Origin of the sequence: Indolivaga capnocytophagoides DSM 22835 (genome assembly GCF_000426485.1) — a bacterium.
Lineage (GTDB): Bacteria > Bacteroidota > Bacteroidia > Bacteroidales > Dysgonomonadaceae > Dysgonomonas_A > Dysgonomonas_A capnocytophagoides.
In genome coordinates, this window is record NZ_AUFL01000005.1 from 343,869 (window position 1) to 355,931 (window position 12,063).

At 37.3% G+C, this 12,063-nt stretch carries 13 protein-coding genes; 1 reads left to right on the forward strand and 12 read right to left on the reverse strand.

Going from position 1 to position 12,063, the window contains the following annotated elements:
* Nucleotides 1–22 precede the first annotated feature (22 nt).
* Together K322_RS0103170 and K322_RS0103175 are read right to left on the reverse strand one after the other, a co-directional pair.
* Complete coding sequence (locus tag K322_RS0103170) at nucleotides 23–259, reverse strand: DUF3098 domain-containing protein (RefSeq protein ID WP_026625578.1); 237 nt, start codon at nucleotides 257–259, stop codon at nucleotides 23–25.
* A 5-nt stretch (nucleotides 260–264) separates the two neighbouring features.
* The gene (locus K322_RS0103175) at nucleotides 265–1,143 is read right to left on the reverse strand and encodes a cell division protein FtsX (protein WP_026625579.1); all 879 of its coding nucleotides are present in this window, start codon (nucleotides 1,141–1,143) and stop codon (nucleotides 265–267) included.
* Nucleotides 1,144–1,626: 483 nt separating this feature from the next.
* Here K322_RS0103175 and sufB point away from each other — a divergent pair, with 483 nt between their 5' ends.
* The gene (gene sufB, locus K322_RS0103185) at nucleotides 1,627–3,075 is read left to right on the forward strand and encodes a Fe-S cluster assembly protein SufB (protein WP_026625580.1); all 1,449 of its coding nucleotides are present in this window, start codon (nucleotides 1,627–1,629) and stop codon (nucleotides 3,073–3,075) included.
* A 101-nt stretch (nucleotides 3,076–3,176) separates the two neighbouring features.
* Here the strand turns inward: sufB and typA are convergent, their stop codons facing one another.
* From typA to K322_RS0103235, 10 genes are all read right to left on the reverse strand, one after another.
* Complete coding sequence (gene typA / locus K322_RS0103190; RefSeq protein ID WP_026625581.1) at nucleotides 3,177–4,976, reverse strand: translational GTPase TypA; 1,800 nt, start codon at nucleotides 4,974–4,976, stop codon at nucleotides 3,177–3,179.
* A 162-nt stretch (nucleotides 4,977–5,138) separates the two neighbouring features.
* The gene (locus tag K322_RS0103195) at nucleotides 5,139–5,528 is read right to left on the reverse strand and encodes a helix-turn-helix domain-containing protein (protein ID WP_026625582.1); all 390 of its coding nucleotides are present in this window, start codon (nucleotides 5,526–5,528) and stop codon (nucleotides 5,139–5,141) included.
* A gap of 133 nt (nucleotides 5,529–5,661) precedes the next feature.
* On the reverse strand, nucleotides 5,662–6,078 hold the full coding sequence (locus K322_RS0103200) for a YybH family protein (RefSeq protein WP_084158493.1): 417 nt from the start codon (nucleotides 6,076–6,078) through the stop codon (nucleotides 5,662–5,664).
* 156 nt (nucleotides 6,079–6,234) lie between these two features.
* A complete protein-coding gene (locus K322_RS0103205; protein ID WP_026625584.1) occupies nucleotides 6,235–6,696 on the reverse strand; it encodes a hypothetical protein in 462 nt (153 codons plus the stop codon).
* Nucleotides 6,697–6,846: 150 nt separating this feature from the next.
* A complete protein-coding gene (locus K322_RS0103210; protein WP_026625585.1) occupies nucleotides 6,847–7,638 on the reverse strand; it encodes a S1/P1 nuclease in 792 nt (263 codons plus the stop codon).
* A 35-nt stretch (nucleotides 7,639–7,673) separates the two neighbouring features.
* The gene (locus K322_RS0103215; RefSeq protein ID WP_026625586.1) at nucleotides 7,674–8,963 is read right to left on the reverse strand and encodes a UDP-N-acetylmuramoyl-tripeptide--D-alanyl-D-alanine ligase; all 1,290 of its coding nucleotides are present in this window, start codon (nucleotides 8,961–8,963) and stop codon (nucleotides 7,674–7,676) included.
* Between the two features lie 331 nt (nucleotides 8,964–9,294).
* Nucleotides 9,295–9,696, reverse strand: a complete 402-nt coding sequence (locus tag K322_RS0103220; RefSeq protein ID WP_026625587.1) for an HIT family protein — start codon at nucleotides 9,694–9,696, stop codon at nucleotides 9,295–9,297.
* A 94-nt stretch (nucleotides 9,697–9,790) separates the two neighbouring features.
* A complete protein-coding gene (greA, locus tag K322_RS0103225) occupies nucleotides 9,791–10,261 on the reverse strand; it encodes a transcription elongation factor GreA (protein ID WP_026625588.1) in 471 nt (156 codons plus the stop codon).
* A gap of 241 nt (nucleotides 10,262–10,502) precedes the next feature.
* A complete protein-coding gene (locus tag K322_RS0103230) occupies nucleotides 10,503–11,657 on the reverse strand; it encodes a TlpA disulfide reductase family protein (RefSeq protein WP_026625589.1) in 1,155 nt (384 codons plus the stop codon).
* A 208-nt stretch (nucleotides 11,658–11,865) separates the two neighbouring features.
* On the reverse strand, nucleotides 11,866–12,063 hold a 198-nt coding region (locus K322_RS0103235; RefSeq protein WP_026625590.1), incomplete at its 5' end, for an ATP-binding protein.

Genomic DNA, 12,063 nt, shown 5'->3' on the forward strand with positions numbered 1-12,063 from the left:
CGCTTAAACTGATGCGCTTGATTTATTCTTCAACCTTTTTTCCTTTGTACAATATACCTACTATCATCAGTAGAAATCCAAAGAAACAGGCCATCGGAGCCACAACGATACGGCGAGAACTGAAAATATCCGGTTCAAAACCACCTTCGATACTTGAAGCAGGTCCTGTCATCAAAAAGAACCCTATCAGAATAACAGCAAATGCCACTCCACAAATTATGTAGTTTATTTTTCCTAATGCAAAATCTTTTCTGTCCATGAACTTTAGATGTAATAAAGATTATTTGTATTCATTCTTAAATATCTGTTTACTGCCGAAGCAGTTGCGATACCCGGCAACAGTATGCCCAGCAATAAAACAATCGCATATAATATAACAAGGTATTGAATCCGTACAATAGTTATTATTTCGGGAAATTCTTTTGTCAAACTATATATAAGTGCTGTAATACCGATATTGGCGATAATAGCTGCAATTATTCCATAACCTATAGTTTTAAAGATAAACGGACGGCGGATAAAAGCATCGGTTGCTCCGACTAACTGCATTGTATTTATAAGAAAACGTTTCGAATAAATATTCAACCGTATAGTGTTCCGAATAAGGGTAAATGATATAACCATCAGAATCAAAGCCAATAACAGTAGACTAGTGCCAATCTTCGACAAGTTGGAGTTAATCATATTGAGAGTTTCTTCGCTATACAAGAAGCTTTTAACAATCTTCTGGCCTTTCAGCGATTTTTCGACAACCTTTATACTATCAACATTTGCATAAGCCGATTTCAGGTTCACGTCGAAATAATTTGATGCCGGAGTATAACCTAAAATTTCTTCGGGATCTCCACCCAACTCATCTATAAGTTCTTTCTTTATTTCGTCTTTGCTAATAAAGGTAACAGCTCTAACATAAGGGCTTTCGTTCAGTTCTTTTTGTAGTTTTGCGGCGGCGGCCTCTGATGTACCCGCTGACAATTCGATCGTAATACTCAGATTTTCTTTTATAAAAGAGGATATCTCACGCCCCATTACTGCGACAAAAATAGTCAGACCCAGTAAGAACAAAACCAAAGTAATACTGACTGTTGTTGTTACACCCGATCCAAACAAAGATGTAGAACGAAATTGGCGATTCTGTGACATGCTATAAAACTCTTCTTTTTACTGGCGGGTTACACACAGGAACCTATCCTATAGAACACACCCTAAATTGGTGCAAAGAAACAAAATATAATGCTCTTATCCAGCATTATTTACTTTTTTTAATCATAAAAGTTCAAAAAAGAAACCTTTGGGTATCCCAATTAAGAAAAACACCCAAGGGGGATGCAATCAAAAGGCTGTTTATGTTATATTTTTTTAATCCTGATTGATTTGTTTTTTCGAACCCTCATAAAAACAATAGATGAACAAAACCCGAATATCTTTTGTTCTAACGGTTGATTTAAAAAAGACAGAATCAAAGAAATATCCGGTAAATATTTCTTTCAGGCTTTCTTTTAGAATTATATTTGCAGAAGAAATAAGCTATAATTAACACTCATCAGATTTATTGATTGGATTTAGTTATCAGGTTTATTTATATTTGCAATGTGAATACATTAGAATTATAAAGTTTTTAGGTAAATGCAAGAAGATCAAGATAAAATTTTGGATGAAGTAACATCCGGTGAATATAAATACGGATTTGTTACGGATATAGAAGCCGAATCTATAGCCAAAGGTCTCAATGAAGATGTGATCCGCCTCATCTCCTCTAAAAAGAATGAGCCGGAATGGCTTCTCGAGTTCAGACTGAATGCATACAGACATTGGCTGACTATGAAAATGCCCGAATGGGCGCATCTGGACATCCCTGAAATCAATTATCAGGATGTAATATACTATTCAGCCCCAAAACAAAAGATAGCTCCTGAAAGTCTTGATGAAGTAGACCCCGAATTATTGAAAACATTCGATAAATTGGGTATTCCTCTTCAAGAACAGAAAATGTTAGCAGGAATGGCGGTTGATGCTGTTGTTGACAGTGTATCTGTCAAAACAACATTCAAAGAAACCCTTGCGGAAAAAGGCATCATCTTTTGCTCCTTCAGCGAAGCGGTGCAGGAACACCCCGAACTGGTGAAAAAATATCTGGGTTCGGTTGTTTCATACAGAGACAATTTCTTTGGAGCATTAAATTCTGCTGTATTCAGCGACGGATCATTCGCATACATACCCAAAGGGGTAAGATGCCCAATGGAACTTTCGACATATTTCCGTATAAACGCAGCAAACACAGGACAGTTTGAGCGCACTCTGCTTGTTGCAGACGATGATTCATATGTGAGCTACCTCGAAGGATGTACAGCTCCAATGCGTGACGAGAACCAGCTGCACGCTGCCATTGTAGAAATTGTGGCATTAGATCGTGCTGAAGTAAAATATTCGACTGTACAAAACTGGTATCCGGGAGATAAAGAAGGTAAAGGCGGAATCTACAACTTCGTTACAAAACGAGGCCTATGCAAAGGAAACGGCTCTAAAATATCATGGACTCAGGTAGAAACAGGATCTGCAATCACGTGGAAATATCCATCGTGTATTCTTGCAGGAGATAATTCCGTCGGTGAGTTTTATTCTGTAGCTGTAACAAATAACTACCAGCAAGCCGATACAGGCACCAAGATGATACACATCGGAAAGAATACAAGAAGCCGTATCGTATCGAAAGGAATTTCTGCAGGATACAGTCAAAACTCATACAGAGGACTCGTAAAGGTTTCTCCAAAGGCTGAAAATGCCCGTAACCACTCTCAGTGCGACAGCTTATTGCTCGGTGATAAGTGCGGAGCACACACATTCCCCTACTCTGATATTGCGAACGAAACAGCTATTATCGAACATGAAGCTACAACTTCGAAAATCAGCGAAGATCAGGTATTCTATTGTAACCAACGGGGTATATCTACCGAAGATGCAGTTGGACTGATCGTTAACGGATACGCTAAAGAAGTAATGCAGAAACTACCTATGGAATTTGCAGTGGAAGCTCAAAAGCTATTGCAAATCAGCCTTGAAGGCAGCGTTGGGTAAGGTACGATATTAAAAATTTGCTGCTACTCAATATAAAACAATAAAGGCTATTCTTTCGAATAGCCTTTATTTATATGATATAAATAGGTCTCAGACCTTATTTACTTCTTAGTAAAACGCTTGCGGTCGTTTTCATCCAGATATATCTTACGCAGACGGATAGCAGCAGGAGTTACCTCTACATACTCATCTTCCTTGATATATTCCAAAGCCTCCTCGAGACTGAAAATAATAGCAGGAGCAAGAGACGCTTTATCATCTGTACCGGATGCACGGACATTGGTAAGTTTCTTAGACTTTGTAAGATTTACAACTAAGTCACCTTCCTTTGAATGTTCTCCGACAATCTGTCCCATATATATATCAGTCTGAGGTTCTACGAAGAAACGTCCTCTATCCTGAAGTTTATCAATGGCATATGCAAAAGCATTACCCGACTCACTGGCTATAATAGACCCATTCTGACGTTTATCGATATCTCCTTTCCAAGGTTGGAATTCGATAAAACGGTGAGAAATAATAGCCTCTCCTGCCGATAAGGTCAAAGCAGCGTTGTTTATACCGATAATACCTCTTGATGGAATATTAAACTCTAGGAAAGTACGTTCGTTCTTAGACTCCATCATTACCAATTCACCCTTACGGCGTGTCACAAGATCGATAATCTTACTTGCAAATTCATCCGGTAAGTTAACAGACAACTGTTCAACCGGTTCGCATTTCATTCCATCTATTTCTTTAATAATCACTTTAGGCTGACCTACCTGAAGTTCATAACCTTCGCGACGCATAGTCTCGATAAGAACAGATAAGTGAAGTATACCACGACCGTAAACGACCCATGAATCGGCACTTTCTGTGGTTTCGACCCTTAATGCCAAGTTTTTATCCAACTCTTTCATCAAGCGGTCATATATATGGCGAGAAGTTACAAACTTACCTTCTTTTCCGAAAAACGGAGAATTATTGATTGTAAACAACATCGACATAGTAGGTTCATCGATATCGATCGGATCAAGAGGCTCGGGATTCAAAGCATCAGCTATTGTATCACCGATTTCAAAACCTTCGATACCTACCAAAGCACAAATGTCTCCGCATTGAACGGATTGTACTTTAGCACGCCCTAAGCCTTCGAATATATGAAGCTCTTTAATTCTTGATTTTGCAATAGATCCATCACGTTTGCAAAGAGACACATCCATACCTTCGCGAAGTTCTCCACGATGTACACGTCCTACAGCAATACGACCTACATATTTAGAAAAGTCTAATGAAGTAACCAGCATTTGAGGAGTTCCTTCTACTGTTTCAGGTGCAGGAATATACTCTATAATAGCATCTAACAACGCTGTAAAGTCTGTAGTTGGCTGTTTCCAGTCTGTAGACATCCAACCATTTTTGGCTGAACCGTATATCGTAGGAAAATCCAATTGTTCTTCCGTAGCATCCAAACTGAACATAAGATCGAATACCATCTCATGAACTTCTTCGGGACGGCAATTAGGCTTATCCACTTTATTTATTACAACTATGGGTTTCAAACCTATTTCGATTGCTTTTTGCAACACAAAACGAGTCTGAGGCATAGGGCCTTCGAAAGCGTCTACCAACAAAAGACATCCATCTGCCATATTCAAGACACGCTCTACTTCACCACCGAAATCGGCGTGTCCGGGAGTATCAATAATATTGATTTTGGTTCCTTTATAAGTGATCGAAACATTTTTCGACAAGATTGTTATACCCCTTTCACGTTCCAGATCATTGTTATCAAGAATCAGCTCTCCGGCATCCTGATTTTCTCTGAAAAGTTGTCCGGCCAATAAAAGTTTGTCAACCGTTGTAGTCTTACCGTGGTCAACGTGCGCGATAATCGCAATATTTCTAATATTCTGCATACCTAAATTTTGAGGGTGCGAAGTTACAATAAATAATTGACAATCCGCTCAATCAGGTATTTAAAGATGAAAAGTAAACAAAGGTTATATCTTTTGTAACACTATTTTCACATTTTCCTTAGTCAGAGACTCTCCTATGTGTATTCTAACAGGCAAATATATTTACTTTCTCTCTTTCAATGCTTCCTGCAATATCTCAACTTTTTCTTTCTCTGATTGCAATAGTCTATCATAAAGTTCGACTATTTTATCAATTGGATTAAATGTGGGACACCAGTTAACAGCTGAAGATTGATTATCGAATGTATTCGCTACAATATTTATTGAAGCCCCATCTTCTATTTCAGTTATTGCTTCAACAGGTATACTTAAAACTTTAGCAATTTTCTCAAGCACATCCTGATCCAATTTACTTTTCTTTTCATAACTCGAAAGAGTTGCCTGAGATACTCCGATCTGTTCAGCCAGTGTATCCTGATTTATATTGCGCCACTCCCTCCAACGACGAACGTTAGCACCGTGATTACTTTTTCTTACGGTTGTTTCTTCCATTTCGATTCATGAATTTGTTTACCTACAAAAATAAGGATTTAGGGTTAATAATGTCAATCTGGTATCGAAAAAGGTTATATATTATTCATTCTTTTCAGTATAGATAATTTTTTCAATCTCCGCACCCAGCGTTTCAGGGTTTCACATACGACCAATGTACATGCACTATTTTCCACAACTCTCCATCTTTTTTATAGACTTCGGCACAATTCCATTTCGATTCTCCCGTATCAATATACGATGTCAGATTATAAGAGAGTACAGCCGCATCCGGCAATATCTGGACCACAGGATTTATCATCTCATATTTACGGACATTTATTTCTCCTCGAACCTGCTCATAATAGGCTCTCAACTTTGCTATACCTTCGAGTTTCGTTTCAAAATAGGGATCGAAATAAGTAACATCGTCCGAATAAAGGTTTAAATATCCATCGGGATTTCCCTTATTCCACATCTCCAAAGCATTTCTTTCCAATGATACGATTTGAGACTTTACATCTTCGATATTCTGTCCCTGAACCTGTTCTATATTTACATTCATAGCCATAAAAATAAGTGATATTAAGGGATAACATTTCTAAATAGCATATTATACAAAGATAATATTGGATATTTTTCGATAATCAGTACAAAAACAGCTAATAACCAAATAAGGCTGACAAATATGCCAGCCTTATTGTATTATTAATGAAACACAAAGTACCTACTCTGCTTTTTTTATCTGAAGATTTCCTTCGTATTTAGAATCAACAACTACTATAAGCAATGGCTTAATAGTATAAGACTGCTTTTCTCCTACTTTGTATTCATAAGTAAAAGTCAGATTATCTCCTGACTTCTCTAGTTTTAATGGATTTAAAACTACTGCCGAATCCGTTTGATCTGCAACAACAGCTATAACATATTGCTTTGTAAAATCAATAACTGTAGGTTTGCCATCCTCTCCCATTACTGTTGCAGCTCCAAATAAAGCTGAAAAATCTTTTTCACTTGTGATTTTTCCGTCTTTTAATAAACTCAGATCCGCATCATTCTTCACAAAATAGCCTCGGACTACTGCATAAGGAATATTTTCGCCCTGTTCGTTTGTGGGAGCAGTCGAACTTTTACAAGAAAGCAACATAAAACTGCCGAGTACCCCTAATAACATTACAAAATTTTTCATCTTATCCTTTTTTCGGTTTTAGTGTATTAACAAACTTCCCTCCCGAAAGTTTAGAATCTTAAGTCTTTTTAGACTCTGCGTGGAAATAAGTAAGGGTTGTCAAAATTACTTTTCAACAACCCTTTACCATCTGAAGATAGGTTATCTTCTTTATTTAAATATCTTATCCAATACGGCTGCTAAACGAAAACCTCCTCTTTGCAGTTGAAGTTCGACCACCGATTTGTATTTAAAACTATAATCATACGACAAGCGGTCTTCGTTATTTACTCCTGCATAAATTTCATTCGCTATGGTATGAGATTCATACAACCAGTCTTCGAGAGTTCCCGCACTCAGTTCTTTTTTCTTATCTTTTGATACAATATTCAGAATATGTGCATACTCTGTATAACTATACTTCTCGTAATCAATTAATTTACCATCCCAGACCGAATGCAAATTGGTTTTCTCATTGAACCAAAGCAAAGAAATACGGTTTCCTCCTAAATCGTCTTCACAACCAACGTGCATAGGCTGGTGAGCATCCCCGATCAGGTGAATCAAAAATATAAGGGCAACCCGTTTCTGTTCGGATGATGATACATGATCCTCGATTGTTTTCTCGAGCTTAGGAATCTCACTATATATATTTTCCTGCTTAACGCCTTTAATATAGGTCAGAAAAGCATCTTTCGTCTGATTTCTTGGAGCATTTACATAATGCCAGATAAAGGTATTATCCCATTGACCGGTTTTATCCGATTTTATAAAATCAGGCCAGTTAGCCCAATATGCCATCGGCAGATTGTCCAACAGTTTATCCATTTTCTTTTTTGTGCTTGATTTAATGTTCTGTTCTGCTATCTCAGCAACTACCCTATGCCCGGTTGTTCCCCAAGCAAATAATTCAGAGGGCAATAACAAAGCTGCCAGCATTACAAATAAGACTATTTTCTTCATTCAAATATTGTTTTGTTCATAAAAATTCGCCGTCCTTACAGCAAATCTACACATTTTTCGAGTTGAATACCTCTCGAACCCTTAATTAATATATTCTTATCCGTCAATGGGTTTTCTTTCAAGTATTCTAAAAAGGCATTCAGATCCTCAAAACGAGGTAATAACGTGTCTGTCTTGCTAAAATTTTCCCCGATAAAAAAGGCATCTTTAATATCACTATCCTGCACCAGATCAACTATCGCCTGATGCTCTATAGCTGCGTCTGCTCCCAACTCTCGCATATCGCCCAATATTACGGCTTTATTTGGAATATCCAGCTTTCTGAAATTCTGCAATGCAGCATTCATACTTGTAGGATTAGCATTATATGCATCTATCACCAAAGTGTTCTTATCGGTTTTTTTAAGCTGCGAACGGTTGTTTGTCGGCATATAGTTAGCTATAGCCTCGCTTATTCTAACTTTTTTCACTCCAAAATATTTTCCGACAGCCACAGCCGCCAGAGCATTCGACAGATTGTATTCTCCGATCAAATGGGTATGCACCAAATGATCATCTTTCGAAAACTGCCATGTAAAACTCAGATAAGGATCATTCGATACGGCTTTTCCCTTTACAAACAAATCTTCACCTTGTCCATACTGAATGGTTGTCAAGCCTTCGGCCTGCTTCATCAGGAGATCATTATTAGCATCAATAAAAACTTTACCGTCTTTTCTGTTTCTGATGTAATCGTAAAGCTCACTTTTAGTTTTAATGATGTTTTCATACGACCCAAAACCTTCGATGTGGGCATGTCCGATATTAGTTATCAGACCAAATGTTGGATCTGCTATTTCAGCCAAAATCTTTATCTCCCCAACATGATTAGCTCCCATCTCGATGATCGCAATTTCATGAGTCTTATTCATCTGCAAAAGAGTCAGCGGAACCCCTATATGGTTATTAAAATTCCCCTGAGTTGATAAGACCTCGAATTCCTGAGACAATACTGCTGTAATCAGTTCTTTGGATGTAGTCTTTCCGTTTGTTCCGGTAATACCTATTACCGGTATCGAAAATTTAGAGCGGTGGTAATGCGCTAAATCCTGCAATGCTTTGAGACAATCCTCAACCAGTAGTATATTTTTCTGCTCATCAGCAAACTCGGCCTCATCGACTATCGCATAGCGACACCCCAATTCTATAGCTTTTGATGCATATTGATTTCCATTGAAATTAGCTCCTTTCAATGCAAAAAAGATAGAATCTTCAGGACAGTTACGGGTATCTGTTGTTATTGTGGGGTACTGCTTAAATATCTCGTATAAGCGTTCTATTTCCATCGTGGTATCAATTTAGGTCACAGACCTCTTTTATTATGTTCAATAAACCAACTTTAACAAGTAAATGTTCAATATCAGGAATAATTCATGCTCTCAATATCCACCTTTACTCAATATGCAAAATAAATACTTTTATCCGTGTTTCTGAAGCTTATTCGAAGTTAACTTTTGCTAGAATTATTAAAATAAACTAAGACTCTGGATGCTTGATCATTACAGCAAACCAGAAGATAACAAACTAATAAAAAGACACTTACAGTCAAACTACACCAATCTAGAATAAAAAATAGGGCAAACAACCGTTTACCCTAATATATTTATGCGCTTTAGCTTATAATTTATGAAACTCCTTAGATATTGAGTCTGCTATTATCGCAAATTCTTCTTTTTCCAGCTTTAATCTGGCATTCGTTAAACTCATATCCGATTCTTTATTAATCGGAATCAAATGAATGTGAGCATGCGGTACTTCCAGACCTATCACCATCACTCCTACCCTTTGGCAAGGAATGGCATTCGAAATAGCTTTTGCGACCTTTTTACTGTAGATAATCATGTCGGATAATAAGTTATCATCCAAATCGAAGATATAATCTACTTCTTGTTTAGGTATCACCAATACATGACCTTTCGCCATAGGACTTATATCTAGGAAAGCTAAAAACTTGTCGCTTTCCGCTACTTTATAAGATGGTATTTCGCCTTTTACTATTCTACTGAAAATGCTCGACATCTGGTATTCTCCTTATTATTAAAATATAATGCCTTGCGTATAAGTTAACAGCACAAACTGTTTCACCCGGCAAGACAGCAAATTATGTATGGACTTAAATCGAGATATCTACAATCTCAAAGGAAACTATTCCGTTAGGAACTTTTATCTCTGCGATATCCCCTACTTTCTTACCCAGCAATCCCTGAGCGATAGGAGTACTTACCGCTATTTTATTTTCTTTCAGATTGGCTTCACTCTCAGCAACAAGAGTATAAGTCATCTGTTGGTTATTTTTAGTATTCTTGATCGTAACTCTATTAAGAATCTGTACAGCATCCACCCCGATAGACTTTTTGTCGATCAAACGTGCATTGGCAAATAAATTCTTCAATTGCGCAATCTTTGCTTCAAGAATACCTTGAGCCTCTTTCGCCGCATCATATTCAGCGTTTTCAGAAAGGTCACCTTTATCACGAGCTTCCGCTATCTGTTTCGAGATTTTAGGTCTTTCTACTGTTTCCAACAAGCTGATCTCTTCTTTCAACTTCTCGTAACCTTCTTCGGTCATATAAGCAACAGCCATAGCAAATTGTTAATTATTAAATTATTACTCTTTTTTGTAACAAAAAGAAAAAGAATTCTCGTCGTATAGACCAGAACTCCTTTTCTTTTTTTATGTCTTATGCAAATATATACTTTATTTTCGGAGAAAACAAAATCTAATATATTTATTAACCAACAGATTAATATTCAGCCATCTATTTTTGATCTATAAATAAACTTTAGACTTTTTTACCACCTCTGAAATTATAAGATCTGAAACCTTACAATATTTTTTGAATCTCAACATCTATATTATCCTTTGGTAATAAACGCTTTACAATCTCACCGTCCTTATTAAGGAGGAAAACTGTAGGTAAATTCTGCACATTATATTTAAAGATCAGATCGGAGTTGACAGACCTCTGATCATGTACAGCTATCCAAGGAATATTGACTGCTGCGTTTTTCCATAAGTGAGCCTCAGAATCAAAGGAAACCTGATAAATTTCGAGGTTAGTCTTATATTTAGCATAAAGCTTGTTCAACTCCATATTATGCCTTGGTGAATTTTCATCCTGATACACTGTAAAATCAAGCAATACTGCTTTCCCCTTCAAGGATGCCAAGCTTATATTTTTCCCATTTACATCGGGTAATTCTATTTTATAATACTCAGTTGCATCCACCTGTCCAACTTTATCCGGATCTATCTCCATCTCGCTTTGCTTGCGAACTTTCATCGCAGTCAATGTATAATCATGCAGCTGTTTACTACGGGGCGAATCTTTATAGAACATATCCCATGATGTTGCTACTGCTGCAAAAACTTTATAATCGGTACGGTCGTAAGGATCAAAAAACAGATACCCGCTGACTTTCTGAAAGAGGGCAAAATATGCAGCCGGACTTTTCAGGTCGGTGAATATGATCTTTTTTGCGGCATCCTTATATTCATTGGCGATAGCCTGCACCTGAGTTATATAATCCTGCTCATTAATTGATTTTTCATCAAATCGCTTCTTCAGGTCTACCAACTTATGATTTGCATCATATTGAGCCAAAGCAACTTTTTTCAGTTGATTATTAGCATCAGATCCCTCAACTGTATAATCTGTAGAAAATGTTTTTTGCGAGGCATTTACAGTAAGCGTTTCGGTCGAATCTATAGCCAGATTTATAACCTGTCCCTTCAACCGGAGTACATAAAACTCTGGATAAGACGAGGTTGACTCCGAGAACTTAAATTCACCTTTTGTATCTCCCAGTTTTACGGAATCCAACAATGTGATTTTATCCAATTCCCTTCTTTCTAAATATAGAACAGAGGTATCGGCATCTGTGATTTTTCCTTGTATCAGAAACTCAGGTCCTTTATTAGAACAAGATACAGCCGCAAGTATAGTAAGGGCAACTGCAAAACAGCGAAACAGCTTCATAATGTATTTATATAAAAGTAAGTATTCGTCTCATTATTTATGCAAATATACAGAAAGTATTTAATGATGCATTTAAAAGCAGTAACTGTCTGTTGCTGGAAAATCCAGTGAGCGTTGCCCCCTCGTGCCAAATCTAAATTGCCCCCTGAAAAAACTTTATAATTACCCCTAAAATATCCTGGTCGATGGGGTCATTTTTATTTCAGATTTACTTGTTTTTACCTACCTTCATTTTTCTCACACTCTCACCGGTGAGTTCTATCAGATGTGCCGAGTGCACGATGCGGTCAAGAATGGCATCAGCGACTGTTGGCTCTCCTATTGCATCATACCAGTTGGCAACCGGTAATTGTGAAGTCACAATGATAGATTTTCGCTCATGACGATCCTCGATGATGTCAAGCAG